23 protein-coding genes are annotated in these 25,618 nt (G+C 42.8%); 11 read left to right on the plus strand and 12 right to left on the minus strand.

Annotated features, from left to right (window positions below; translation table 11 throughout):
• Positions 1-33: 33 nt before the first annotated feature.
• On the minus strand, positions 34-441 hold the full coding sequence (locus tag HMPREF2794_RS15210; RefSeq protein WP_010538321.1) for a secondary thiamine-phosphate synthase enzyme YjbQ: 408 nt from the start codon (positions 439-441) through the stop codon (positions 34-36).
• A 76-nt stretch (positions 442-517) separates the two neighbouring features.
• Between HMPREF2794_RS15210 and HMPREF2794_RS15215 the strand changes: the two genes are divergently transcribed.
• The 7 genes from HMPREF2794_RS15215 (at position 518) to HMPREF2794_RS15245 (ending at position 8,233) form a co-directional block, all read left to right on the plus strand.
• Positions 518-976, plus strand: a complete 459-nt coding sequence (locus tag HMPREF2794_RS15215) for a C-GCAxxG-C-C family protein (RefSeq protein ID WP_029425585.1) — start codon at positions 518-520, stop codon at positions 974-976.
• 155 nt (positions 977-1,131) lie between these two features.
• Complete coding sequence (locus HMPREF2794_RS15220; protein ID WP_008761257.1) at positions 1,132-1,332, plus strand: winged helix-turn-helix domain-containing protein; 201 nt, start codon at positions 1,132-1,134, stop codon at positions 1,330-1,332.
• A gap of 129 nt (positions 1,333-1,461) precedes the next feature.
• Positions 1,462-3,243, plus strand: a complete 1,782-nt coding sequence (gene lepA, locus HMPREF2794_RS15225; protein ID WP_055271718.1) for a translation elongation factor 4 — start codon at positions 1,462-1,464, stop codon at positions 3,241-3,243.
• A 141-nt stretch (positions 3,244-3,384) separates the two neighbouring features.
• On the plus strand, positions 3,385-4,563 hold the full coding sequence (locus HMPREF2794_RS15230; protein ID WP_010538318.1) for a cation:proton antiporter family protein: 1,179 nt from the start codon (positions 3,385-3,387) through the stop codon (positions 4,561-4,563).
• A gap of 45 nt (positions 4,564-4,608) precedes the next feature.
• Complete coding sequence (nhaA, locus tag HMPREF2794_RS15235; protein WP_022301529.1) at positions 4,609-5,928, plus strand: Na+/H+ antiporter NhaA; 1,320 nt, start codon at positions 4,609-4,611, stop codon at positions 5,926-5,928.
• A 219-nt stretch (positions 5,929-6,147) separates the two neighbouring features.
• Positions 6,148-6,516 (plus strand): BlaI/MecI/CopY family transcriptional regulator, encoded by a 369-nt coding sequence (locus HMPREF2794_RS15240; protein ID WP_010538316.1) that lies wholly within the window; start codon positions 6,148-6,150, stop codon positions 6,514-6,516.
• A 70-nt stretch (positions 6,517-6,586) separates the two neighbouring features.
• Entirely contained in the window at positions 6,587-8,233 is a 1,647-nt protein-coding gene (locus HMPREF2794_RS15245; RefSeq protein ID WP_010538315.1) for a M56 family metallopeptidase, read from the plus strand.
• 114 nt (positions 8,234-8,347) lie between these two features.
• Here HMPREF2794_RS15245 and HMPREF2794_RS15250 read toward each other — a convergent pair whose 3' ends face one another.
• The 4 genes from HMPREF2794_RS15250 to HMPREF2794_RS15265 all read right to left on the minus strand — a co-directional run bounded on the left by HMPREF2794_RS15250 (position 8,348) and on the right by HMPREF2794_RS15265 (position 12,990).
• Positions 8,348-9,577: a DNA recombination protein RmuC gene (locus tag HMPREF2794_RS15250; protein ID WP_010538314.1), complete on the minus strand. Its 1,230-nt coding sequence runs from the start codon at positions 9,575-9,577 to the stop codon at positions 8,348-8,350.
• Positions 9,577-10,431 (minus strand): type I methionyl aminopeptidase, encoded by an 855-nt coding sequence (gene map, locus HMPREF2794_RS15255; protein WP_010538313.1) that lies wholly within the window; start codon positions 10,429-10,431, stop codon positions 9,577-9,579. The genes HMPREF2794_RS15250 and map overlap by 1 nt, the downstream gene beginning before the upstream one ends.
• 126 nt (positions 10,432-10,557) lie before the next feature.
• Positions 10,558-11,184 (minus strand): DUF4858 domain-containing protein, encoded by a 627-nt coding sequence (locus HMPREF2794_RS15260; protein WP_010538312.1) that lies wholly within the window; start codon positions 11,182-11,184, stop codon positions 10,558-10,560.
• Between the two features lie 162 nt (positions 11,185-11,346).
• On the minus strand, positions 11,347-12,990 hold the full coding sequence (locus HMPREF2794_RS15265; RefSeq protein ID WP_022301950.1) for a B12-binding domain-containing radical SAM protein: 1,644 nt from the start codon (positions 12,988-12,990) through the stop codon (positions 11,347-11,349).
• A gap of 111 nt (positions 12,991-13,101) precedes the next feature.
• Between HMPREF2794_RS15265 and HMPREF2794_RS15270 the strand changes: the two genes are divergently transcribed.
• A complete protein-coding gene (locus tag HMPREF2794_RS15270; protein ID WP_070751821.1) occupies positions 13,102-13,512 on the plus strand; it encodes a hypothetical protein in 411 nt (136 codons plus the stop codon).
• A 108-nt stretch (positions 13,513-13,620) separates the two neighbouring features.
• Here HMPREF2794_RS15270 and HMPREF2794_RS15275 read toward each other — a convergent pair whose 3' ends face one another.
• Together HMPREF2794_RS15275 and rlmD are read right to left on the minus strand one after the other, a co-directional pair.
• Positions 13,621-14,541, minus strand: coding sequence for an RluA family pseudouridine synthase (locus HMPREF2794_RS15275; RefSeq protein WP_010538309.1), 921 nt, complete (start codon positions 14,539-14,541; stop codon positions 13,621-13,623).
• A 35-nt stretch (positions 14,542-14,576) separates the two neighbouring features.
• A complete protein-coding gene (gene rlmD / locus HMPREF2794_RS15280; RefSeq protein ID WP_010538308.1) occupies positions 14,577-15,995 on the minus strand; it encodes a 23S rRNA (uracil(1939)-C(5))-methyltransferase RlmD in 1,419 nt (472 codons plus the stop codon).
• A gap of 199 nt (positions 15,996-16,194) precedes the next feature.
• Between rlmD and ppdK the strand changes: the two genes are divergently transcribed.
• The 3 genes from ppdK (at position 16,195) to HMPREF2794_RS15295 (ending at position 20,451) form a co-directional block, all read left to right on the plus strand.
• The gene (ppdK, locus tag HMPREF2794_RS15285; protein ID WP_010538307.1) at positions 16,195-18,915 is read left to right on the plus strand and encodes a pyruvate, phosphate dikinase; all 2,721 of its coding nucleotides are present in this window, start codon (positions 16,195-16,197) and stop codon (positions 18,913-18,915) included.
• Between the two features lie 258 nt (positions 18,916-19,173).
• Positions 19,174-19,689, plus strand: coding sequence for an outer membrane beta-barrel protein (locus tag HMPREF2794_RS15290; RefSeq protein WP_010538306.1), 516 nt, complete (start codon positions 19,174-19,176; stop codon positions 19,687-19,689).
• 192 nt (positions 19,690-19,881) lie between these two features.
• Positions 19,882-20,451 (plus strand): porin family protein, encoded by a 570-nt coding sequence (locus HMPREF2794_RS15295; RefSeq protein ID WP_010538305.1) that lies wholly within the window; start codon positions 19,882-19,884, stop codon positions 20,449-20,451.
• A gap of 84 nt (positions 20,452-20,535) precedes the next feature.
• On the opposite strand, the gene HMPREF2794_RS15300 is transcribed toward HMPREF2794_RS15295, so the two are convergent.
• The 5 genes from HMPREF2794_RS15300 to HMPREF2794_RS15320 all read right to left on the minus strand — a co-directional run bounded on the left by HMPREF2794_RS15300 (position 20,536) and on the right by HMPREF2794_RS15320 (position 25,615).
• Complete coding sequence (locus HMPREF2794_RS15300) at positions 20,536-21,144, minus strand: thiamine phosphate synthase (protein WP_010538304.1); 609 nt, start codon at positions 21,142-21,144, stop codon at positions 20,536-20,538.
• 61 nt (positions 21,145-21,205) lie between these two features.
• Positions 21,206-21,898: a HesA/MoeB/ThiF family protein gene (locus HMPREF2794_RS15305; protein WP_022300815.1), complete on the minus strand. Its 693-nt coding sequence runs from the start codon at positions 21,896-21,898 to the stop codon at positions 21,206-21,208.
• A gap of 4 nt (positions 21,899-21,902) precedes the next feature.
• Positions 21,903-23,027, minus strand: a complete 1,125-nt coding sequence (thiH, locus tag HMPREF2794_RS15310; RefSeq protein WP_010538302.1) for a 2-iminoacetate synthase ThiH — start codon at positions 23,025-23,027, stop codon at positions 21,903-21,905.
• Positions 23,028-23,076: 49 nt separating this feature from the next.
• Positions 23,077-24,777, minus strand: coding sequence for a phosphomethylpyrimidine synthase ThiC (gene thiC, locus HMPREF2794_RS15315; protein WP_070751822.1), 1,701 nt, complete (start codon positions 24,775-24,777; stop codon positions 23,077-23,079).
• Between the two features lie 61 nt (positions 24,778-24,838).
• Positions 24,839-25,615: a thiazole synthase gene (locus HMPREF2794_RS15320; protein WP_055269390.1), complete on the minus strand. Its 777-nt coding sequence runs from the start codon at positions 25,613-25,615 to the stop codon at positions 24,839-24,841.
• Positions 25,616-25,618 lie beyond the last annotated feature (3 nt).

Consider the following 25,618-nt stretch of genomic DNA (forward strand, 5'->3'; position numbering starts at 1 on the left):
AGACGGGACGGTAACGCAATTTTATTGGAAATATTACAGGATAGTAATACTCAATTTACGGGTGTCTCCTCCATCGCGAAACTCGCAGAGGTAGACACCTTGCCATGTTCCGAGGTTCAGACGGTGATTTTTAATGGGGATCGTGACGGAACTACCCACCAGAGAAGCCTTGATGTGAGCGCTCATGTCGTCCGGCCCTTCAAGCGTATGAATGAAGTAGGGAGCACCGTCGGGAACCAGTTTATTGAAGAAAGTCTGGAAATCGTGGCGAACATCTGGATCTGCGTTCTCATTGATAGTCAGTCCCGCCGAAGTATGTTTGATAAAGACCACCAGCAGACCACTTTCGGGAAGTGCCGGCAGTTGGGAAACGATGTCACGCGTGATCAGATGAAATCCGCGTGAGTAATGCGGTAGTTGAATATCAAATGTTGTAGCCATAACTTTCTTTGGTTAATAAAACGGCTGCAAAGATACTTTTTTATACTTTTGCATGAAAATAAAAACAGAAAATAGCATGGAAGATAGAATACAAAAAGCTGTAGAGCTTTTTAAGAGTGGATATAACTGCTCGCAGTCTGTAGTAGCTGCATTTGCCGATATGTATGGTTTCACTCAAGAACAGGCGGTACGCATGTCTGCCTCTTTTGGCGGAGGTATCGGGCGGATGCGCGAGACTTGTGGAGCTGCTTGCGGCCTCTTCCTGGTAGCCGGGCTGGAAACCGGGGCTACCGAGGCGACAGATCGTGAGGGAAAAGCTGCCAATTATGCAGTAGTGCAGGAACTGGCTGCCGAATTTAAAAAACGTAACGGGTCGCTGATTTGTGGAGAATTGTTGGGATTGAAGAAAAAAGATCCGATTTCTACTATTCCCGAAGAACGTAATACTCAATATTATAGCAAACGCCCGTGTGCTAAAATGGTAGAAGAAGCGGCAAGAATTTGGGTAGAATACCTCGAAAAACACCCTAAATAAGGGGGAAAATGCTTTTTTATTACAAAATCAGCAAAAAAATACTCAATAAAGTGTTATATAACATAAAAATAACTATCTTTGTCCCCGAAATAAAATCTGAAAGCTTTCGGGCCGGATGATTTTTAAAGCATGTCTAACTATAATTTCAAAAGCAAATGTTGAAAGAAAAAGCAGGTGTAATTGCAGGTAATATCTGGAATGCACTGAATGAAACAGAAGGAATGACTGCCAAGCAACTGAAAAAAGCAACTAAATTGGTTGACAAAGATTTGTTCCTCGGCCTTGGCTGGTTATTGAGAGAAGATAAAGTTTCTGCTGAAGAAGTAGAAGGTGAACTCTTCATCAAATTGATCTAAGCGAGTAACTCACTTAAGCAATAAAAAAATGCGTTGGTACATTGTTATAATGTTATCAACGCATTTTTTTATATTCCGTCATTTACGTATCTTTGCACACCAAAAAGATAAAAATAATAAGAATTCAGAATGAAGAATATACGCAACTTCTGCATTATTGCCCACATTGACCATGGTAAATCGACCTTGGCAGACCGCTTGTTGGAGTTTACCAACACTATTCAGGTGACTAACGGGCAGATGCTTGATGATATGGATTTGGAGAAGGAAAGAGGTATTACCATCAAGAGCCATGCTATCCAGATGGAATACAACTATAAGGGTGAAAAATATATCCTTAACCTGATTGACACTCCGGGACACGTGGACTTTTCGTATGAGGTATCCCGTTCCATTGCCGCTTGCGAAGGTGCGCTGCTTATTGTAGACGCATCGCAGGGAGTACAGGCACAGACTATCTCCAATCTGTATATGGCTATCGAGCATGATCTCGAAATTATCCCTATTATCAATAAATGCGATATGGCAAGTGCCATGCCCGAGGAAGTAGAGGATGAAATCGTAGAATTGCTGGGCTGCAAACGTGATGAGATTATCCGTGCATCCGGCAAGACAGGAATGGGGGTAGAAGAAATCCTTTCTGCTGTGATCGAACGTATCCCGCATCCCGAAGGTGATGAGGAAGCTCCGTTGCAGGCATTGATTTTCGACTCTGTATTTAATTCTTTCCGTGGTATCATCGCTTATTTCAAGATTGAAAACGGAGTGATCCGCAAAGGTGATAAAGTAAAGTTCTTCAATACCGGAAAAGAGTATGATGCAGATGAAGTAGGCGTACTGAAAATGGAGCTGGTTCCACGTAACGAACTTCGTACGGGAGATGTAGGTTACATTATATCGGGTATCAAGACTTCGAAAGAGGTGAAAGTGGGAGATACCATTACCCATGTAGCCCGTCCGTGTGATAAAGCTATCGCAGGTTTTGAGGAAGTAAAGCCGATGGTATTTGCTGGAGTCTATCCGATTGAGGCGGAAGATTTTGAAGATCTGCGTGCTTCTTTGGAGAAATTGCAGTTGAATGATGCTTCCCTGACTTTCCAGCCGGAATCTTCACTGGCGCTGGGCTTCGGTTTCCGTTGCGGATTCCTCGGATTGCTTCATATGGAAATTGTGCAGGAACGTCTCGACCGTGAATTTGATATGAATGTGATTACTACCGTGCCTAACGTATCTTATAATATATATGATAAGCAAGGCAATATGAGAGAAGTGCATAATCCCGGTGGTATGCCTGATCCGACTTTGATCGATCATATTGAAGAACCTTATATCAAAGCGTCCATTATCACGACTACCGATTATATTGGTCCGATCATGACCCTCTGTCTGGGTAAACGTGGGGAACTCCTCAAACAAGAGTATATTTCAGGCAATCGTGTGGAAATATATTATAACATGCCTTTGGGAGAAATTGTGATTGACTTCTATGACCGTTTGAAGAGTATTTCAAAAGGATATGCGTCGTTCGACTATCATCCCAATGGTTTCCGTCCTTCCAAGTTGGTAAAATTGGATATCATGTTGAATGGTGAACCGGTTGATGCGCTTTCTACGCTGATTCACTTTGATAACGCATACGATATGGGACGCCGGATGTGTGAGAAACTGAAAGAATTAATTCCTCGCCAGCAGTTTGAAATCGCTATTCAGGCAGCTATCGGGGCTAAGATTATAGCTCGTGAAACCATTAAGGCAGTTCGTAAGGATGTAACTGCAAAATGTTATGGCGGTGACGTAAGCCGTAAACGTAAACTGCTTGAAAAGCAGAAAAAAGGTAAAAAACGAATGAAACAAATCGGTAACGTGGAAGTGCCGCAGAAAGCCTTCCTCGCTGTACTGAAGCTGGATTAAAAGACGAACCGCAAGCGATTTTTCAGAGAGATATTCTGAACAAATCGGCTTGCGGTTAGTTTTTTAATACACCAGGTGATTGCCTTCTGTCTGCAGAGCTTTCCTTGGCAATCGTCTTTTTTGAAACAAACAACTATAAATATGAGAAAAGTTCTGTCTTTTTCGGGCTTCCTGATGTTGGGGCTCGTCATTTCACAATTCCTTCCGATGATAGCGGGAGAAGGATATGGAGCCGTTAAGGTCCTGTCGAATATACTACTTTATGTATGTCTTAGTTTTATAATGATTAATGTGGGGCGGGAATTTGTGCTCGACAAAGTCCGCTGGAAAAGTTATGCCGAGGATTACTTTATAGCGATGGCTACAGCCGCCTTACCTTGGTTTATGATTGCTATCTATTACGTATTCGTACTTCTTCCGCCTGATTACTGGAACAGTTGGGAGGCTTGGAAAGAAAACCTGTTGTTAAGCCGTTTTGCTGCGCCTACGTCAGCCGGCATTTTATTTACGATGTTGGCGGCTATCGGTTTGAAGTCGAGCTGGATATATAAGAAGATTCAGGTTTTGGCTATTTTTGACGACTTGGATACGATTATTCTGATGATCCCCCTTCAGATAATGATGATTGGTTTGCGCTGGCAATTGATTATTGTAGTGGTCATTGTATTTATGTTGCTGTCTGTCGGTTGGCGGCAGTTGAATAAATATAATTGGCGGCAGGACTGGAAGGCTATTCTTTTCTACTCCGTTATCATATTTCTGGCTACGCAGATACTTTATCTTGGCAGTAAAGAACTGTACGGAGAGGAAGGAAGCATCCATATCGAAGTACTGTTACCGGCATTTGTATTGGGTATGATCATGAAGCACGAAGAGCATGACACCCCTGTGGAACGGAAAGTCTCTACCGGAATTTCCTTCCTGTTTATGTTCCTGGTAGGAATGAGTATGCCTCATTTTATCGGAGTCAACTTTGCGGAAACTCATGCAGGTACTCATTCGGTGACAGGTTCGCAGGAAATGATGTCATGGGGGATGATTTTGTTCCATGTTGTCATAGTCTCTTTCTTGTCGAATATAGGAAAACTTTGTCCGATGTTCTTCTATCGTGACCGGAAGTTGAGCGAACGACTGGCTCTTTCTATTGGTATGTTCACTCGTGGAGAGGTAGGTGCCGGAATTATATTTATTGCATTAGGTTATAATCTCGGAGGTCCGGCATTGGTAATCTCTGTGCTTACATTGGTATTGAACCTTATTTTGACGGGCATATTTGTTCTTTGGGTGAAAAACCTGGCTTTAAGGAGCTATAATGATTGAGAAAATCCGTATATTGCGAATCTAATACTATAAACACTTTTCATTATGACAATTTTGCGTACTATGCGAAATTTCTCGTCAATGAATATTGCGGCGAGTATCCTCTTGTTTGTAGCGGCAATTGCAGCTGCTATTATCGCTAATTCTCCGGTAGCTCCGGTTTATCAGGAGTTCCTCTTGCATGAGCTTCATTTGCAGATTGGTGATTTTAATCTGCTTTCGCATGGTGGAGAGAATCTGCGGATGATTGAGTTCATCAATGATGGACTGATGACTATATTTTTCTTATTGGTAGGGTTGGAGATTAAGCGGGAGTTATTAGTGGGTGAACTTTCTTCTTTCCGCAAAGCAGCGCTTCCCTTTATTGCTGCTTGTGGGGGGATGCTGCTGCCGGTGCTCGTTTTTATGTCAATTTGTCCTCCGGGTAGTGAGGGAGGGCAGGGGCTGGCTATTCCAATGGCGACGGATATTGCTTTCTCGTTAGGAGTCTTGAGTTTGTTGGGAAGTCGCGTTCCGTTGAGTCTGAAGATATTTCTGACGGCTTTTGCAGTGGTTGATGATATTGGAGGTATTCTCGTAATTGCTATTTTCTATAGTTCGCATGTGTCGTATGGATACATTCTGGTAGCTGTCTTACTTTACATTCTACTTTATTTTATAGGTAAGCGTGGTGCGACGAATAAGATTTTCTTTTTAGTGATTGGTGTCGTTATATGGTATTTATTTTTGCAATCGGGTATCCATAGTACTATTTCGGGAGTTATTCTGGCTTTTGTTATTCCGGCGAAGCCTCGTCTGGATGTAGGGAAATACATTGAGCATATTCGTCATACAATCGCAGGTTTCCCAGTGATGGAATCGGGAAGTATTGTGTTAACTAATGAGCAGATTGCCAAACTGAAAGAGGTTGAATCAGCTTCCGACCGTGTTATTAGCCCCCTTCAGTCTTTTGAAGATAATTTGCATGGAGCTGTCAATTATTTGATCCTTCCGTTGTTTGCCTTTGTCAATGCCGGCGTCGTCTTTAGTGGTGGCGGCGAGTTGGTAGGAGATGTAGGTATTGCAGTAGCAGCAGGCTTATTGTTCGGAAAGTTTGCAGGAATTTACTTCTTTACTTGGTTGGCTATAAAGATAAAACTGACTCCGATGCCGCCGGGTATGACTTGGACGAATCTTTCCGGTATCGCTCTTTTGGGAGGGATTGGTTTTACGGTGTCACTTTTTATTGCCAATCTTTCTTTTGGAGCAAACTTTCCTATTCTATTGAATCAGGCTAAGTTCGGAGTGCTGTCAGGAACTATTCTCTCAGGCTTATTGGGGTATATTGTTCTATGGATAGTATTACCTGCCCGAAGGCGGAAATAATAATTCAAAAATAATAGAATTAGGCATATCGGATATTTATCAGATGATATGCCTTTTTTATTGTATATATAATAAGGTGAAAAATATATCTACTAATAATATTAGTTAAACAACTGCATTAATTAGTAGATTAACTAATGTGATTAGTTGTTTGTTCGAATAATAGTATTATATTTGTGCCATTGTAAGAACTAAATAATATATTCAACTATGAAACAGATGAAACGATTGACCACGAAAGAGGAAGAGATTATGTGTATATTCTGGGAACATGGACCTATGTTTGTTCGTGAGCTTCTATCATTCTATGATGAGCCGAAACCGCATTACAATACTGTTTCTACCCTTGTACGGGGGCTGGAAGAGAAGGGCTTTGTAGGATATAAAGCCTATGGAAATACCTACCAGTATTATGCGCTTATTTCAGAAAAGGAGTATAAAAGTTCGGCACTCAAAGAAGTTGTTTCCCAATATTATAATAACTCCTATATCAATGTAGTGTCTTCTTTTATTGAAGAAGAAGGCATGTCGGTTGATGAACTTAAAGCATTGATAGAGTATATAGAGCAAGGCAAAAAGAAGAATTAATCTCTCTGTAGTCTGTCAGACAGATACGGATTTTATTCTATAGACAAATAACTTTTAATCTGAAAACACAATGGGAGCCTTTTTATTCTATCTGCTGAAATCCGGATGTTGCTTGGTGATCTTTTATATTTTCTTTAAGCTGATGATGAGTCGGAGTACTTTTTTCCGTTTCAATCGTATTACTTTGTTAGTCGGATTGTCAGGATGTACTTTGCTTCCACTTATAGAGCTGACAACTACTGAAGAGACATTTTTGCATACCCCTCTGTATGCCATTCACGAGATTTTGCAAAGTACGGAGCAGGTCATGTCAAATCCGGAAGAGCCGGGAAACGAGATTCTCCTGTCTGAAAAGAATACGGAAATCTCATCTTTGAATTGGATTCCTGTAACTTTGGGGACTATATATGGAGCAGGAGCTTTGTTGACATTTGTCTGGTTGTCTGTGTCTACCTGCCGTTTGGCTCAGTTAATTCGCATGTCAGAGAAAAAACGGTATGGAAACTATATATTGGTGATTCCCCGGCAGCCGATTGCTTCGTTTAGTTGGGGCAGATACATTGTTGTTTCAGCATCTGATTATTCCCGGCAGTCCGAAGAAGTACTCCTCCATGAAATGATGCATTTACGAAATCATCACACATTGGATTTATTGTTTATGCAGATTTTCCTGCTTGTTCATTGGTTTAATCCTGTTATATGGCTACTCAAACGGGAGTTGCAGGAAATACATGAATTTGAAGCCGATAATGGCGTAATTAATACAGGCGTCGATGCAACTAAATATCAATTATTACTGGTGAAAAAAGCTGTTGGCACAAGGCTCTACTCTATGGCTAATGGCTTTAATCACTCTAAACTTAAAAAACGTATCACTATGATGTTAAAAGAAAGAACCAATCGTTGGGCACGATTGAAGCTATTGCTTGCCGTGCCTGTAATGGCTGGCGCACTTTATGTGTTCGCACAGCCGGAAGTGAAAGAAATACCGCAGCAGATTCAGACTGAAATTCAGCAGGATAAAGCGGATGATTATGTGTCTTTGATGATTTTCTTCAGAAAGGAAGAAGAGAAGTATAGTAAACTGGTCAATGGATCGAATCCACCTTCCCGGGTAAAGGAGAAGCAGGCTCACCAGCTTTTGGTTAATGCCGATAATAAGGTGTTGTTCGATGGCAAATTTACCTCGATGGATGAGTTGAAGTCTGCTATTATAAAGAACTTGTTGAAGTCATGGGAGGAAAGTAGCAGGCAAGATGCTCAGGTTGTTTTCTTTCAGTATGATCGCGGAACTGAAATTGCTGCAATTACCACTATCCTCAAAGAAGCGAAAGGGGCATTTGAGCAAATACGTGCTGATCTGTCAGTTACATCAACAGATAAGAGTAAAGAGCATCTTGACCGCTTGTTTCCGATTCTTTTAATAGAAGGGGCTCCGAAAAAATATGGATTAAAGGAACTTCCAGTGGAGGAAAGAATCAGTGGCATTGTGGTAACGATTCACACTTCGGAAGGACGGGAAGTAGTTAAGGATTTTACTTTAACAGAGTTGAAACAGAAAGTCACTGCTGCACGTGCGAAGCAAGCTGATCCGGAAAGTTTGGTTGTTGGCCTCAAGATAGAGAAGGGGTGCAAGATAGGATTCGTGACAGATGTCAAGCAAGTACTGCGGGAAGCTAGTGCTCTCAAGATAACATATAACTCAACTGATGGCTGATAAATTTTGATATAGTGTCACTATATAGTTAGTATAGTGACACTATCCAATCTGCATAGTTACACTATCCCGACCGGATAGTGACACCATTTTAAAAGTTTGATAATGGCTATTTTATTCGTCATCCCCATCATCTGCTATCGGTAGAATCTTTTGACTCTCCTCATGCGGTAATTGTTCTACTTGGCGTAGTTTCCGTTCAATGGCGCGAGTCCTTTTTCCCATTACTTCTTCCAATTGGTCACCGGCACTTTGCAGGTTCTTCTGTACTTTTTCGAGCAGACCTCCGAATTTGCTGAATTCTGTTTTGACTGCTCCTAATACAGTCCATACTTCTCCGGTACGCTTTTGAATAGCCAGTGTGCGGAATCCCATTTGAAGACTGTTCAGAATAGCTCCAAGAGTAGTCGGTCCCGTCACAACAATCTTATATTCTTTTTGCAGCGTCTCTACCAAACTTGTTCTTCGGATCACTTCCGCATAAATACTTTCGAAAGGCAGGAACATAATCGCAAAGTCTGTCGTAAAAGGCGGGTCTACATATTTGTCGTGAATATCTTTCGCCATCTTTTTGATTGTTACTTCCAGCTGCTTGCCGGATGACTCTATCAATGAGGTATCTCCGGCTTCGAAAGCGTCGTAATACTGCTCGTATATGTCTTTCGGAAATTTGGCATCGATAGGCAGGTATACAGTGCTGTTCGCATCATCCTTGCCAGGAAGCTTAATGGCAAATTCCACGAATTCGGTTCCGCTTTTCTTGGTTTTTACATTAGCGTCATATTGTTCCGGACTCATCATCTGTTCCAGCAGTGCTCCCAACTGAACCTCTCCGAATGTACCGCGCATTTTCACGTTGCTCAAGACTTTCTTCAGTCCACCGACATCTTGTGCGAGAGATTTCATTTCTCCCAGTCCCTTCTGTACATTTTCCAATTGTGAGCGGACGATTTCAAAGGACTGGCCAATGCGTTCATTCAAGGTTTTCTGCAGTTTCTCTTCCACCATCAGCCGCATGTCATCCAAACGTTTTTCAGTCGATTTTATCAGAACCTCTTGTTGGCGTGCCATCGTGTCGAACTTTTGGCGTTGCAGTTCTCCGCTCGTCATCATATTCTTATGCAGCACGTCTTGCAGTTGTTGCATATTCTGATTCAGTGTTTGGGTCATTTCCATGCGGAGTTCCCGTATGCTGCGGTTTAGTTCTTCACGGTTTTCTTGCATTTGTTGGCGCAAGGCTGTTTGCAATTGTTCTGCTTGGGCATGGTTATTTCCTTTTACCAGTGATAGTACAATCGAGATTACTGCTAATGCGGCAATAACAATAAGTAGAATCAGCTCCATCAATAAGTCAAAATTTCGTTTCCGGTTTCAGTAATCAGAATCATGTTTTCCCATTGGGCAGAGGGTAGTCCGTCATCTGTACATACCGTCCATCCGTCAGCTTCGTCAACGAACACTTCGTAAGTGCCCATATTTATCATCGGTTCAATGGTAAAGGTCATACCCGGAACAATCATCATTCCCGTTCCACGACGTCCGAAGTGTTCCACATCCGGTGCTTCGTGAAATTGCATACCTACGCCATGCCCGCAAAGATCGCGTACTACGCTGAATCCATTCTTTTCTGCATGTTCCTGAATAGCAGCGCCTACGTCTCCTAGTTGTTTCCATGGCTGTGCAGCAGCTATGCCTATTTCCATGCATTCTTTTGTTACCTGAACAAGTTTACGCATTTCGGGATTCACGTCACCAATCATGAACATGCGGGATGCGTCGGAGAAATATCCTTTGTAAATGGTGGAAACATCTACATTGATTATATCTCCGCTTTGTAGTATTTCCGTTTTGCTGGGAATGCCGTGGCACACTACATCGTTAATGCTGGTACAGACACTTTTAGGAAATCCTTCGTAGTTGAGAGGGGCAGGGATAGCACCATGCTTTGTGGTGAAGTCATATACCATAACATCGATCTCTTCAGTAGACATTCCTTCGCGGATATTTTCCGAAATATAATCTAATAAGGCAGTATTGATCTTCGCACTCTCACGGATTCCTTCCAGTTGCTCGGGTGTACGTAGCACTTTACGCAATGGGAGCTTGTAACCTTGTTTTCTGTATTTCTGTATTTTCGCTTCTACTTCAGCCGGATAATTAGAGGGAGTAAACCGGAATCCCTTGATAAAGTTCTTCATTATTATAGGATGTTTTTTAATCGTACTACAAAGGTACGAGAATAAATGGAAGATACTCTTTCCGGCTTTCTAAAACTTTGTTATCTTTATGAGGAAATGAATCGTTTGCCATGTGATTCCTTTTTTTTACCACTCATAAGAAATACTTACCTGAGGTACCCATTCCCATTTCTTTCGTATGGTGTTGTATTGATACCGCACATCAGTCTTCAATTTCCAGCCTTTATTTATTTTAAGGATAATGTTGCTGCCCAAAGTAGTTGGTATCACTTCAGATGAAAGTCCCCGATATCTTCGGGCATCCAGATTTTGTTCACCATATATGCTGAGAGACCATTTTTTAGAGATGCTATAATCCATCTGAGCTTCAACATGAAAATGGTCCGGATTTTCTCCAAAGTTACTTTTACTGTGCAAAGTAATATTCTTGTGTATTTTAAACCAAGAATAAGTGGGCAAGAAGACAGAATTAGTGCGTCGGAAAACATGATGAGTATATAGGGACAATTTCGGAGACATAATCGGTGATTTTAAAGCCGGCAGTGTTGGATCAAAGTCAACAAACGATTTTGTATGATACAACATATTCTGTTCTGTTTTCTCAACGAACTTTCTGTTTATATTAATTTCCTGATCGGATTTCAATAACTGCTGTAATCTCAATGAGTCCTGTTTGCTCCACTCTTGTCCTGCCACAGATAAAGGAAGCAATAATAGACAAAGAGTACCTAATTGATATTTACAAATGTCCATACAATGTGCTAGTAAAGTTTATTGTATGGACGGTGAAAAATGGGAAATGCTGCTTTGTGTAATGAATAAATAGTATTTATTTCACATAATATGAGAATACTTTTCTTTTTTTGTTGCCGCATCTATAGATGATACAAAACCAACACAACTTTTGTGCTCCTGTTAAGGTAATCTTTTTGCCTTGAACACAGGTTTTATCTTCTGAATTTCCGATTCAAATCCGAACCAATAACCATGCCCTTCTTCGTCAACAGGGAGAAAACATAATCGTAGATTCTCACGGTATGCGCCGTATATAATTTCCCAATTATCGGGAGGAACCTGCCGTTTTGTTTTAACTCTTTCAGCGGGGATTTTCTTTAACGACATACCTGCTTCTATCCATGCAATACTGACCTGTGTCACATAGTCTGGATAATGATTCTTGCAGAAATCATAGATGATAAGTCCCCTTTTCTCCAAGCTTAAAGGAGTGTCAATTACATCTGTTTGTACTAAATGGTCGAGTAACTCATGTAAGAATTGCGGATTCTCTAAAATAAGGGTTCGGGTGATACTCCGCCAAGTGGGAGTATTATAAAATCCGTCTAAAAGGCGGGAGAGGTAGTGGGCTGTTTGTAGTTCTTCTACAGAAATCTCTTTGGTTCTCAGGACTTCGTATGGAGGCAGAGGGGAGTATTGGATTCCTAACTCTTCCGCTCTTCTTCGCATTTCTGTGCCGGGAAGTAGTTTTAATGATTCCAGTTGGATTTCTCCTGCGCCATATTCGGCAAGTGTACGGACGTCTTCGAATATCTCGGACAGATGATAGAGAGGAAGTCCGGCTATTAAGTCGGCATGAGTCTCCATGTTCTTAAGAGAGCAAAGATATTTCAGACCTTGGAGGGCATCAGATAATTTTCCGATGCGTCGGCTTTTCTCCAATACCGGTTCCCGAAGACTTTGAATACCGGCTTCAAGGTGTAGCAGACCGCTAGGTAAAACAGCGAGTTCCTCTTTCAACTCTTCGGAGAGAAGTGCCGGATGAATTTCCAGATGGAAACAGATATCCGGTGCATATTCACGGAAAAGATGCAGAAGTTCTTTGGCTCGCTTATTATTGTAGTTAAAAGTACGGTCGAGTACGCGCACATTTTTGATTCCATGTTGATGAATAACATTCAATCGTTCGCGGATTGCCTCCAAAGAAATGGTGCGGACAGGTTTCTCACCTCCGCTGACGCAAAATGCACAGGTATTGAAGCAGCCTCGGGTGGTTTCCAGTTGTACGAAAGGTTTGCTCCAGTTGAAGAAGCTGCTTTTTTCCGGTGAGACGAGTTGGGAGAAGTTCATGACACGGGCGATACCATTATCTTGATATCGGTCAGATTCATCTAAGTAACAAAGACCGGATACCTGATTCCACTCACTTACTGGATGATTCCATACTTTTAACCAGATAGGAAACACTTCTTCGCCTTCTCCACGAAACACTCCGCTGACAAATTTGTTCTTTCTTAAGAAGGCTTCGTTATCTCCCAGAAACTCCGGACCTCCGAGAACAATACAGCAATGGGGAAGCAAAGCTTTAGCGCGTGAAACGATATGTAACAGTTGCTCATGATTAAATAGCCAGTTGGTAGCGGCGATAATGTCGGGTTGATGACGGTAGATTTGATTGACAACCATTCCGGTGTTCTCGTTGATGGTTGCTGATACTGTACACCATTCAATAGTAGTATCGTCTGCTATTTGTGCATGTAATGCCGGCAATGCCAGCGAAGAGTGCGCGTAGGAGCTATTTAAATCAAGCCAAAGAAGTTTCATACGGAAATGTTACTGTTACTGGGGCAAAGGTACAAAAAACTTGCGTCTTAAGGTGTATAGTAAAATAAAAACGTTAATTTTGCAATAATTAATGCAATAGACTAGATAATTATGAAGAATTTGAAAAAATACGTAGGTGTTCTGATGCTGCTGTCCTTATTGGTCGGCTTTACTTCGTGCGAAGACGATGAAACAATATTCGATAGAATTGTAGGACGTACGTGGATTGGTGATTTAGGATTTGAATCTGATGACCGTTATCATGATCCTTTGGAAAGTGGCATCTACTTAGGTGCGGATGGGTTTGGAGAGGACCAGCTATGCTATTATGATAATGGTGATTATTATGGAAAACCGTTAAGACTGCAATGGAGTGTAGGAAATGGTACCCTTTATATTGATTATGGTAATGTTGCTCCTCCGCGTGAACTGCGTAATGTATATGTTAGTCATGGACGTATGACGGGAACTTTATATATTAATGGATTCTATTATGGCGATGTGGAATTGTACATGCAATAACGGTTAATGTATTGAGCTTTCTTGAAGAAGACTATTAATCGGCAAGAGGAGATAATATAAAAAAAGAAGAGGTTGAATTATTCAATCTCTTCTTTTTTTATATCCTTTTTACTTTTTCAAGAACAACTTCTTAAACTCTCCCGGATAAGGTGTTTCAAATTCCATCAAATCTCCCGTCACCGGATGATAAAAACAAAGTTTGAAGGCATGGAGTGCCAGTCTTCCGATCGGGTTGGGCGAGTCTTCGCCTCCATATCTTCCATCCCCTATGATCGGATGTCCTAAATCCTGCATGTGCACACGAATCTGATTCTTTCGTCCTGTTTCCAGATCAAGTTCCAGCAATGAATATCCGTTAGCACGTTTGATGGTTCTATAGTGTGTGATAGACTTCGAACCGCCATCATCATATTCGCTGGAGCTTACGTAGAGGGTCTTGTCTGTCAGCCAAGAAACTACCGTGTCGTAATCCTTCTCCATTGTTCCTTCCACGACAGCCACATAACGGCGGTCGGTCACTATTTCATGCCAGTTGTCACGCAATGTCCGTTGTGTCTTTTCGTCTTTCGCAAACATCATCAATCCTGATGTATCCCTATCCAGACGGTGTACGATGAAGATCCGGTGCTGTCTGCCCGAACGCTGTACATATTCATTCAGAATAGTATAAGCAGTACGTTCTTTTTGCCGCTCCGTGTTAACGGACAAGAGTCCTTGCATCTTTTCTACCACAATAATATATGCATCTTCATATACAATTTTCAGCAATCTGTTATGAAATTCCTTCTTTCCCTTTTCCTTGCTGATTTGTACTTTCATTCCGGCTTGCAGCGGAAAGTTGAATTGAGTTGTGATAACGTTATCCACTAACACCACTCGTTTGCTTAATAAAGATTTCAACTTCGTGCGGCTTGCATCCGGCATTTTAGCAGCCAGAAACTCCATCAGTTCCATGGGTTCCTTGACGGCATAGTTTGTATATTGTGCACGTGCTTTCTCAGCAGGAGTTCTTCTCGGTCTTTTTTCCATTTCTTTTTTCTTTTGCGAACAGTTCAACTAACGTATTATCGAAGTTCCAGCAATACCACATTTTCCACATGATGTGTATGGGGGAACATGTCTACAGGCTGTACGGCTTTCACTTTGTATTTGCCGTCGAGCAGTTGTAAGTCGCGTGCCTGCGTAGCCGGGTTACAGCTTACATATACAATCCGCTTCGGTTCGGCAAACAGAATAACATCCACAACATCCTGATGCATACCTGCACGTGGAGGATCGGTAATAATCACGTCCGGACGTCCATGCTGGTTGATAAATTCCTGAGTCAGCATGTCTTTCATGTCTCCGGCATAGAACAAGGTATTCTTTATCTCATTAATTTCGGCGTTTACCTTTGCATCCTCGATAGCTTCCGGTACATACTCAATACCAATCACCTGACGTGCTTGACGTGATACAAAGTTGGCGATTGTTCCGGTTCCGGTATATAAGTCATATACCAGTTCATTTCCGGTCAGGCCGGCAAATTCGCGGGCTATCTTATATAGATTGTAGGCCTGTTCGGAGTTAGTCTGATAGAATGATTTCGGGCCGACCTTGAAGCGCAGTCCTTCCATTTCTTCGAAGATGTGGTCTTTCCCCTTGAATACATGCACATCCAAATCATTAATCGTATCGTTACACTTATTATTAATAATGTATAGGAGAGAAGTGATTTCGGGGAATGAGTCGGCAATAAACTGCAGCAGTTGTTTGAACAGCTCCATTTCATGATCTTCTGTGATCTTACAGATAACAATCACCATCAGTTCTCCCGTAGATGAAGTACGGATAATCATATTCCGCAACATACCTTCCTGTGAACGCAGGTTGATAAACGAATAATCATGCTCATAAGCATAGTCGCGTACGGCATTGCGGATACGATTGGAAATGTCATCCTGCAACCAGCATTTTTCAATAGCCAGCACTTTGTCGAAAGCTCCGGGAATATGGAAACCTACCGCATTCATCTGATCGTATTTCACATCCTGGCGAACTTCATCGTTAGTGAGCCAGCGTTTGTTGGAAAAAGTGAACTCCAGTTTATTCCGGTAGAACTCTGTTTTGGCAGAACCCAGAATCGGTGAAATTTCCGGAAGTTCAATCTTACCGATACGCTTCAGATTGTCCTCCACCTGTTTCTGCTTATACTTGATTTGCTCCGAATAGGGGAGTACCTGCCATTTGCAACCACCGCATACGCCATAGTGTTGGCAGAAAGGGACGGCACGTACTGGCGACAGCTCGTGAAATTTCACGGCCTCAGCTTCGGCGTATTTGTTCTTTTTGCGCTTGATTTGCAGGTCTACAACATCGCCTGGCACTACATAAGGAACAAAAATCACCAGGTCGTTTACTTTTGCGATGGCTTTTCCTTCGGCAGCCACATCCGTTATTGTTACCTTCTCCAGCAGGGGAAGTTCTTTTCTCTTTCTTGCCACTTTTACACCAATCTAATAATTATGATGCAAAAGTAGGTATTTTTTTTGGAAAACTTTCGTGTCTATGAAAATATTCCAGATTGTAATGTCGAAATTGCATTTTAATAGAAAGTTTTTTCTCAAAAAGTTTTCTGGTTTGCGAAATATACTTAGATTTGCGAACAGAAAAAAATCATAATGTAACTTTAAACACAATATTATGGATAAAAAAAGAGTTTATACCTTTGGAAATGGTCAGGCAGAAGGAAAGGCTGACATGAAGAATTTGTTGGGTGGTAAAGGTGCCAATCTTGCCGAAATGAATTTAATAGGAATTCCCGTCCCTCCCGGATTCACCATAACTACAGAAGTTTGCACGGAGTATAATACGTTAGGACGTGATAAAGTGGTTGAGTTGCTGAAAGATGAAGTAGTAAAAGCCATTGCCCGTGTAGAAGAATTAATGAAATCTAAATTCGGTGATATCGAAAATCCATTGTTGGTTTCTGTTCGTTCGGGTGCCCGTGCGTCTATGCCGGGTATGATGGATACTATTCTGAACCTGGGTCTGAATGATGAGGTAGTGGAAGGTATCATCCGGAAGACTGGTAATGCTCGTTTTGCATGGGACTCCTATCGTCGTTTTGTGCAGATGTACGGTGACGTTGTTCTGGGCATGAAGCCGACAAACAAAGAAGATATTGACCCGTTCGAAGCAATCATCGAAGAAGTAAAAGAATCAAAAGGAGTGAAACTTGACAACGAGCTGGAAGTGGAAGATCTGAAAGAACTCGTAAAGAAATTCAAGGCAGCTGTGAAGGAGCAGACCGGAAAAGATTTCCCGACTTGTGCTTACGAACAGCTTTGGGGGGCCATCTGCGCCGTATTTGATTCATGGATGAACGAGCGTGCTATCCTTTATCGTAAGATGGAAAGTATACCTGATGAATGGGGAACTGCTGTAAACGTACAAGCTATGGTATTCGGTAATATGGGTGATACATCTGCAACGGGTGTTTGCTTCTCCCGTGATGCCGGTACAGGTGAAGACCTTTTCAACGGTGAATACCTGATCAATGCACAAGGTGAAGATGTGGTAGCCGGTATTCGTACTCCGCAACAGATTACTAAAGTCGGTTCTCAGCGCTGGGCTGTATTGGCAGGTGTTACTGAAGATATCCGTGCATCGAAATTCCCTTCTATGGAAGAGGCAATGCCGGAAATCTACAAGGAACTGGATGCTTTGCAAACAAAATTGGAGAACCATTATAAAGATATGCAAGACATGGAATTCACTGTGCAGGAAGGTAAATTATGGTTCCTGCAGACTCGTAACGGTAAACGTACCGGTGCGGCTATGGTGAAAATTGCAATGGACTTGCTCCGTCAGGGCATGATTGATGAAAAGACTGCTTTGATGCGTGTAGAACCCAATAAACTGGACGAACTTCTTCATCCGGTATTCGATAAATCAGCTTTGAAACAGGCTAAAGTACTGACTCGTGGTCTTCCGGCTTCTCCGGGTGCTGCAACAGGGCAGATTGTGTTCTTCGCTGATGATGCTGCCGAATGGGCTGCCGGTGGAAAGAAAGTGGTAATGGTTCGTATCGAAACCTCTCCGGAAGACCTGGCTGGTATGGCGGTTGCCGAAGGTATTCTGACAGCTCGTGGTGGTATGACTTCTCATGCAGCTGTGGTGGCTCGCGGTATGGGTAAATGCTGTGTGTCCGGTGCAGGTGCATTGAATATCGACTATAAAAACCGTACGGTGGAAATTGACGGTATTGTCTTAAAAGAAGGTGATTATATCTCATTGAACGGTAGTACAGGAGAAGTGTATAATGGTAAAGTAGAAACACAGGCTGCCGAACTTTCCGGTGACTTTGCCGATTTGATGAAACTCTCGGATAAATATACCCGTCTGCAGGTACGTACCAATGCGGATACTCCTCATGATGCGGAAGTAGCACGTAACTTCGGTGCGGTAGGCATCGGTCTTTGCCGTACAGAGCATATGTTCTTCGAAGGTGAAAAGATTAAAGCAATGCGCGAAATGATCCTGTCGGAAGATGCTGAAGGCCGTCGCAAGGCATTGGCTAAGATCCTTCCATATCAACAAGCTGACTTTAAGGGTATCTTTAAAGCAATGGCTGGTTGTCCGGTGACTGTTCGTTTGCTCGATCCTCCTTTGCATGAATTCGTTCCTCACGATACGAAGGGCCAGCAGGAAATGGCTGACACGATGGGGGTAAGCCTGCAATATATCCAGCAGCGTGTAGAATCATTGTGTGAGCACAATCCAATGTTGGGCCACCGTGGTTGCCGTCTGGGAAATACATATCCTGAAATCACTCAGATGCAGACACGTGCTATCTTGGGTGCGGCTCTTGAACTGAAGAAAGAAGGTGTAGAGACACATCCGGAAATCATGGTTCCGCTGACCGGTATCTTGTACGAGTTCAAGGAACAAGAGAAAGTGATCCGCGAAGAAGCTGCGAAGTTATTTAAAGAAGTTGGCGACAGCATTGACTTCAAAGTAGGTACTATGATCGAAATTCCGCGTGCAGCCTTGACTGCTGACCGTATCGCTTCATCTGCTGAATTCTTCTCATTCGGTACGAATGACTTGACTCAGATGACCTTCGGCTATTCTCGCGACGATATCGCTTCTTTCCTTCCGGTTTATCTGGAAAAGAAGATTCTGAAAGTAGATCCGTTCCAGGTTCTCGATCAGAATGGTGTGGGTCAGTTGGTACGTATGGCTACAGAGAAAGGCCGTGCTATCCGTCCGGATTTGAAATGCGGTATCTGTGGTGAACATGGTGGTGAACCGTCTTCTGTGAAGTTCTGCCATAGAGTAGGTTTGAATTACGTTAGTTGCTCTCCGTTCCGGGTGCCTATCGCCAGATTGGCAGCGGCGCAGGCAGCAATTGAAGGATAGAGAGATAAACTGGTTAGAAAGTTAACTTTCTGATAATTGGGCTGTAATCATTCTCTTACGAGACGATTACAGCCTGTTTTGTTAGATGATGTTATTTTTATTTATGCTCGTTAGGTGCTGATAATCAGCTTTTAATAAGGATGCATTTGGTGATTATTATAAAAAACTAACTAAATATTTGTTTAAGATAAAGAAGTAGCTTAATTTTGCCCTCGAAAACAAAACGTATTTTTATTTTATAATTTAAAAAGAAAGAAGATGAAAAAGGGTTTATTATTGGTAGTTGTCATGTTAGCAACTATCGCTGTAAAAGCACAGGACATTTACGTAGGCGGATCTTTGAATGTATGGCGTAATAGCACAGGCAACACTACCTCTTTTAAAGTTGCTCCGGAAATCGGCTACAATTTTAATGAAACATGGGCATTGGGTGCTGAACTGAACTATTCACACGAGTATGTGAAGCAGGTGACTGCAAATACAGTTACTGTTGCTCCGTATATCCGTTGGTCTTACTATCAAAACGATGCTGTGCGTCTGTTCCTGGATGGAACTGCTGCTATTGGTTTCGTGAAAATTAAAGATGGTGATACTACTAAAGCAGGCCAGATTGGTTTGAGACCGGGTATTGCTGTTAAACTGAACGATCATTTCTCTTTTGTAGCTAAGTATGGCTTCTTGGGATATCGTAGAAATGTGAACACTTCCGGAGACTCTTTTGGTCTGATGTTGACTAGCGAAGATCTTTCTATTGGTTTCCACTACAATTTCTAATCGAGTAGTAGATAATAAAAAAACAGGAAAGGGGATTCTTTAAAATAGGGAATTCCCTTTCTTTATGTATTATCTCTATATTTTACACGTTTATTGAAGAAAATGTTGTTAAATATAAATTTCGGTTATACATTTGTGTCATTGATTAAACAGATGATTTAACTATAGTAATTAATTAAAAACTTTAGAATTATGAAAAAGAGTATTTTATTTATTTTATTCGCATTAGTTTCAGTAGTCGGTTTCTCGCAGATTACAGGTTGGAATGCCAAAGTAGGAATGAATATTAGTAATTACACAGGTGATGCTGATATGAATGCAAAAATTGGCTTTAAGCTTGGAGGAGGTTTTGAATATGCTTTTGATAATACTTGGTCATTGCAACCATCATTGTTTGTAAGCAGCAAAGGTGCAAAGCAAGATGAACTCACAATTAATGCTTATTATTTAGAATTGCCGGTAATGGCTGCTGCGCGTTTTGATGTTGCTAATAATACAAATGTGGTTATTAATGCGGGACCCTATTTAGCATGTGGTATTGCAGGTAAGTCAAAAGTGGATATGGGCAATGTGGAGTATAAGGAGAATACTTTTGGTGATGGTGGTTTGAAGCGTTTTGATGCAGGATTAGGTGTTGGTGTTGCATTGGAATTAGGTCAGATTATTGTAGGATTAGATGGCCAATTTGGTTTGGTAGATGTACAAAAAGTTGGTAATCCTAAAAATATGAACTTCTCTATAGTATTAGGATATAAGTTCTGATAAGTAAATACTTGTAAAAAAGAAAACCGCTGTGGAGTATTATTTACAGCGTTTTTTTTATATTTGTTTCTCGAATCAATGTTCTTAGTCCGCTAATTTCTTCAACTTCTTGAAATGCTCGATCACTGCCAGATAATTCTGGTCCAGGCAAGCATCAAACCGATTCCAGAGATCTCCCAGTACAACAGCTCCTCCGAATCCGAAATCCTTTATCTCCAGTAGATTATCTTCATTAATCCCCCCGAGTGCCATCACTTTGGAGTCAATGATTTTGGCTTTCTGTGCTTCACGTAACTCTTCTGCCGTATAAGTAGAATAATAATTGACCTTCGAAATACTATCGTAAATAGGGCTCATGAAAACATAATCATAGAAATGCTTTCTGTTTTTTACCTCCTCTACGGAATGACAGGAACAACTGACATGTCCGGCGTAATCATGCGGTTCGCTCGGATTGCGTGCATTCAGGTGAATACCCATCAGGTTGAATTCTTCTTTCAGATAGAAGTGCTCGTGTGTCACGATGCGGCGATGATATTTTTCAGGAATCAGTGTCAGCAATCGTTCGGAATACATGGCTGGTGTCTCAGGTTTTCTGAGATGTAGAATATCCAGTCCCTCTTCGAAAAGAGCGGTAATAATCTTATCTTCTTCAACGAAGAAAGTAGGGGTGGTAACTACAATTAGTTTCATTTCCTTTGTTAAGTTGTAAACTTTAGCAAAGTTACTAATTAACTATTTCAGAAACCAACGTTTATAGTGAAAATTTGTTAGATTGCAATGTCCGCAAGTCAATAGTCCATAGTTTGCCCGACAATACTTCTCCAAAGCCGCATATAATCTTCAGCACTTCTGTTGCCTCGATGCTCCCTGTCACAGCGGGAGTGATGCCCATTACACCCTTGGGAGGCGGGGGCATTCGTTTCATTTCCTCTTCGTCGGGGTATAGGTCCCGATAGTCTTTTTTCTCTTCTCCGTAATGGAAAACAGATACCTGGCCTTCGAAGCCGCAGATGGCTCCATAGACATAGACTTTCCCCGTTTTTGCACAGATGTCATTGATCAGATAACGGGTAGGGAAGTTGTCGCAGCCATCTACTACAATATCATACTGACTGATGATTTCTTGTGCGTTTTCTTCTGTTAGACGGGTAGGATAAGGCTGGGAAGTTGTCTCGCTGTTGAGTGCGGAAAGCCGTTCAGCGGCACATATTGCTTTCGGTTTACCTAATTCTTTTTCTGAATAGAGCACCTGTCTTTGCAGATTGCTGATACTGACCACATCGTCGTCTACCAGTCCTATACAACCTACTCCTGCTCCGGCCAGATAGAGGGCGATGGGAGAGCCTAACCCTCCTACGCCTACAATAAGAACCTTTGCTTGCTTCAGTTTCCGCTGTCCCTCTTCTCCGATTTCGGGAAGGATCATTTGCCTGTCGTATCGCATCGTTTTATCTTTTAAAGTCAAAAGACTGGTCCCAGTCTTTCCAGACCGGTTCACGTCCCAGTTTTCTCAAATCACGTTCTACTTCTATCGCTTTCCGTTCGTCGCTCACATGAAACTGTTCCAACGTTTGCGGATAGCTGTAATATCCACCCGGTTCAGTCTTGCTTTCGGCACTCATGGTAGTTACCCCCAGAGTTGCCATGTGATTTCGTATCTCGGCACTTTCGCGGGTAGAATAAGAGATATCTACATCATGGTCGAAGATACGCATGGCGAATGTAAGCTGTGCAAGTTCCCGGTCGTTCATGATGACGTTGGGTTGGAAACCATCGTTTTCGGATGGACGCATACGGGGGAAGTTGACGCTGTACTTGGTTTTCCAATAATGTTTCTGCAAGTAGCGGAGGTGGTAAGCCATCATTGTCACATCGGTCCGCCACTCTTCCAGACCGATCAGAACACCCATTCCTATCTTGTGGACACCGGCTTGTCCCATACGGTCGAAACCATTGACACGCCATTCGAATTTGGACTTCATGCCTCTCGGGTGATACTTTTTATAGTTCGCCTTGTTGTAGGTTTCCTGAAAACAGATGACTCCGTTCAGTCCGTGATGAGTGAGCTCTTTATATTCTTCCGCTTTGAGGGGCATCACTTCAATTTGAAGATTGCTGAAATAAGGTTTGGCCAAGTCCAGTGCACGGGCGATGTAAGGTACTCCTGCCGCTGCCGGATTTTCACCGGTCACGAGTAACAGATTCTCGAAAGGAGCCAGCCGTTTGATGGCTTTATATTCGTTGATGATTTCCTCTTCGGTCAGAATCGTTCTTTTCATCGGATTGCTGATGTGGAAACCACAGTAAACACAGGAGTTGGTACATGAATTGGTGATGTAGAGCGGTACGAACATAGAGATTGTTTTGCCGAACCGTTCCATCGTATATTTCTGGCTGAGGCGAGCCATTACTTCCAGATATGGAGTGGCGGCAGGTGAGATCAATGCCATAAAGTCGTTGACGTCCAGATGCTCTTTTTTACCCAATGCACGGCGCACATCGGCATCTGTCTTGGAATAGATGGCTTTTGTCGTCTCTTCCCAGGATATTTTTTCTAATTCGTCTGAGAACATTTTTTTAAGTTATAAGTTAGTTGTAAATTGGTTTTAAGTTTTTCACCACTTACTGTTTGTCATTATGGGCGTTTTTCTTCAAGTCACGAGACAATCTCATGGCACAGAAATTAGGTCCGCACATCGTACAGTATTCTCCGTCGATGTGATGTCCCGCACGGAAATATCCTTGTGCCCGTTCCGGATCGAGAGACAAGTCGAACTGGTCTTTCCAGCGGAACTCGTAGCGGGCTTTGCTCAATGCATTGTCGCGAACCTGTGCTCCCGGATGGCCTTTGGCGAGATCGGCGGCATGGGCGGCAATCTTGTATGTGATGACACCTACACGCACATCTTCTTTATCCGGCAAGGCAAGATGCTCTTTCGGAGTGACATAGCAAAGCATGGCCGTGCCCAGCCAACCGATCTGAGCCGCTCCGATAGCGGAGGTAATATGATCGTATCCCGGAGCAATGTCGGTGACCAAAGGACCGAGCGTATAAAACGGCGCATCATGACATTTCTCGATCTGGCGCTCCATGTTTTCTTTGATTTTATGCATCGGTACATGCCCCGGACCTTCGATGAACGCCTGTACATTCTTTTCCCAGGCACGAAGCACCAGTTCGCCCATGGTATCCAGTTCCGCAAATTGTGCTTTGTCGTTGGCATCGTGGATGGACCCCGGACGCAATCCGTCTCCCAATGATACGGCAACGTCATATTGAGCCAGAATATCACAAATATCATCAAAGTGCTCATACAGGAAACTTTCCTGATTGTGTACCAGACACCATTTGCTCATGATACTTCCTCCACGGCTGACGATACCGCACAGACGCTCGTCGGCAAGATGCACATTGTGGCGACGAATACCTGCATGAATCGTGAAGTAATCCACTCCCTGTTCGCACTGTTCTATCAACGTATCCCGATAGATCTCCCAACTAAGATCCTCGACTACGCCGTTCACTTTTTCAAGTGCCTGATAAATAGGTACAGTACCCACCGGCACCGGACAGTTACGGATAATCCACTCACGCGTCTCATGGATATTCTCTCCGGTGGAAAGGTCCATCAGCGTGTCACCTCCCCATTTACAGCTCCACAAAGCCTTTTCTACTTCTTCATCAATGCTGGAAGTCGTAGCTGAATTTCCGATGTTCGTATTGATTTTCACCAGGAAGTTACGACCGATAATCATCGGTTCAGCTTCCGGATGATTGATATTGGCCGGGAGTACCGCACGGCCTTCTGCTATTTCCTTACGGACAAATTCGGGAGTGATATGAGTCTCGATTCCGAGCTCTTCACAGTTCATATTTTCCCGGATAGCCACATATTCCATTTCCGGAGTGATAATGCCTCGTTTGGCATATGCCATTTGGGTGATGGCTTCTCCTTTTCGGGCACGGTAGGGAAGGGCGATGTGCTCAAAACGAAGATGGTCCAGACTCTTGTCGTCCCGTCGCATTTGCCCGTATTCCGAAGTGATTTCGGGGAGTTGTTCCACATCGCCACGTGACACAATCCACTCTTCACGTAAGCGTGGAAGTCCTTTTTTAAGGTCGATGCTCATTGATGAATCGCTGAACGGTCCGCTGGTATCATATACATATACTTCCGGATTTGGAGTCACTATTTTTTCGTCTCCTTCGAAGCTGGTGCTGGGTACTTGTTCTACTTTCCGCATGGCTACACGGATATTCGGATAGAGCTTGCCCGGCAGATATACTTTCTGAGAGCGGGGGAATTTTATTTTTTGTTCCATGAATTTTTTATTCTAGTATGATAAAAAAGTAGTCAATTAGACATTACTCATTGCTTATTACTTATTCATTCAGAAATGCGGTTAAAGGCGAACTCGCTTCTGCAACAAAGTTGTCGGCCTGCATGCCCAGACCTGCTTCGTATGCCCGCCTTCCGGCCTCGGTAGCCGCTTTGAAAGCCAGCGCCATTTCCACCGGATTGCCTGCTACGGCGATAGCTGTGTTCACCAGTACGGCGGATGCTCCCAGTTCCATTGCTTCGGCGGCATGACTGGGCGCACCGATGCCGGCATCTACCACAACAGGGATGCCTGCCTGTTCGATAATAATTTGCAGGAATTCTTTAGTCTGCAATCCTTTGTTGGTACCGATGGGGGCACCAAGCGGCATTACAGTAGCTGCGCCGGCTTCTTCCAACCGTTTGCAGAGTACGGGGTCGGCCTGACAGTAGGGCAGTACTATAAATCCCAGTTTGACAAGCTGTTCAGTAGCTTTTAATGTCTCGATAGAGTCGGGGAGCAGATAGCGGGGATCAGGATGAATTTCCAGTTTCAGCCAATTGGTTCCGAATGCTTCGCGTGCCATCTGTGCGGCAAAAACAGCTTCTTCCGCATCGCGTACCCCCGATGTATTGGGCAGTAGCTGAATATTCGGATGAATAATATGTTTCAGCATATCGTCTTCTTTATCATCCATGTCGATGCGTTTCATAGCTACAGTTACCATTTCTGTGCCCGATGCCAGAATAGCTTGTTCCATTACTTCATTGGAATTGAACTTTCCTGTACCCAGGAAAAGGCGGGAGTCAAACTCACGGCCTGCAATTACTAACTTTTCCACTTT

Source organism: Bacteroides sp. HMSC067B03 (assembly GCF_001811315.1).
GTDB classification, from domain to species: Bacteria; Bacteroidota; Bacteroidia; order Bacteroidales; family Bacteroidaceae; genus Bacteroides; species Bacteroides faecis.

Coding starts and splice junctions, on each gene's coding strand:
- HMPREF2794_RS15250 (WP_010538314.1), bottom strand. CDS start 9,577: ATGGAGCTGATTCTACTTATTGTTATTGCCGCATTAGCAGTAATCTCG.
- HMPREF2794_RS15220 (WP_008761257.1), top strand. CDS start 1,132: ATGTTGAAAGAAAAAGCAGGTGTAATTGCAGGTAATATCTGGAATGCA.
- map (WP_010538313.1), bottom strand. CDS start 10,431: ATGAAGAACTTTATCAAGGGATTCCGGTTTACTCCCTCTAATTATCCG.
- thiC (WP_070751822.1), bottom strand. CDS start 24,777: ATGGAACAAAAAATAAAATTCCCCCGCTCTCAGAAAGTATATCTGCCG.
- HMPREF2794_RS15210 (WP_010538321.1), bottom strand. CDS start 441: ATGGCTACAACATTTGATATTCAACTACCGCATTACTCACGCGGATTT.
- HMPREF2794_RS15295 (WP_010538305.1), top strand. CDS start 19,882: ATGAAAAAGAGTATTTTATTTATTTTATTCGCATTAGTTTCAGTAGTC.
- lepA (WP_055271718.1), top strand. CDS start 1,462: ATGAAGAATATACGCAACTTCTGCATTATTGCCCACATTGACCATGGT.
- nhaA (WP_022301529.1), top strand. CDS start 4,609: ATGACAATTTTGCGTACTATGCGAAATTTCTCGTCAATGAATATTGCG.
- HMPREF2794_RS15230 (WP_010538318.1), top strand. CDS start 3,385: ATGAGAAAAGTTCTGTCTTTTTCGGGCTTCCTGATGTTGGGGCTCGTC.
- HMPREF2794_RS15305 (WP_022300815.1), bottom strand. CDS start 21,898: ATGCGATACGACAGGCAAATGATCCTTCCCGAAATCGGAGAAGAGGGA.
- HMPREF2794_RS15300 (WP_010538304.1), bottom strand. CDS start 21,144: ATGAAACTAATTGTAGTTACCACCCCTACTTTCTTCGTTGAAGAAGAT.
- HMPREF2794_RS15275 (WP_010538309.1), bottom strand. CDS start 14,541: ATGGAAAAAAGACCGAGAAGAACTCCTGCTGAGAAAGCACGTGCACAA.
- HMPREF2794_RS15290 (WP_010538306.1), top strand. CDS start 19,174: ATGAAAAAGGGTTTATTATTGGTAGTTGTCATGTTAGCAACTATCGCT.
- HMPREF2794_RS15270 (WP_070751821.1), top strand. CDS start 13,102: ATGAAGAATTTGAAAAAATACGTAGGTGTTCTGATGCTGCTGTCCTTA.
- HMPREF2794_RS15240 (WP_010538316.1), top strand. CDS start 6,148: ATGAAACGATTGACCACGAAAGAGGAAGAGATTATGTGTATATTCTGG.
- HMPREF2794_RS15260 (WP_010538312.1), bottom strand. CDS start 11,184: ATGGACATTTGTAAATATCAATTAGGTACTCTTTGTCTATTATTGCTT.
- HMPREF2794_RS15265 (WP_022301950.1), bottom strand. CDS start 12,990: ATGAAACTTCTTTGGCTTGATTTAAATAGCTCCTACGCGCACTCTTCG.
- HMPREF2794_RS15245 (WP_010538315.1), top strand. CDS start 6,587: ATGGGAGCCTTTTTATTCTATCTGCTGAAATCCGGATGTTGCTTGGTG.
- thiH (WP_010538302.1), bottom strand. CDS start 23,027: ATGTTCTCAGACGAATTAGAAAAAATATCCTGGGAAGAGACGACAAAA.
- ppdK (WP_010538307.1), top strand. CDS start 16,195: ATGGATAAAAAAAGAGTTTATACCTTTGGAAATGGTCAGGCAGAAGGA.
- HMPREF2794_RS15215 (WP_029425585.1), top strand. CDS start 518: ATGGAAGATAGAATACAAAAAGCTGTAGAGCTTTTTAAGAGTGGATAT.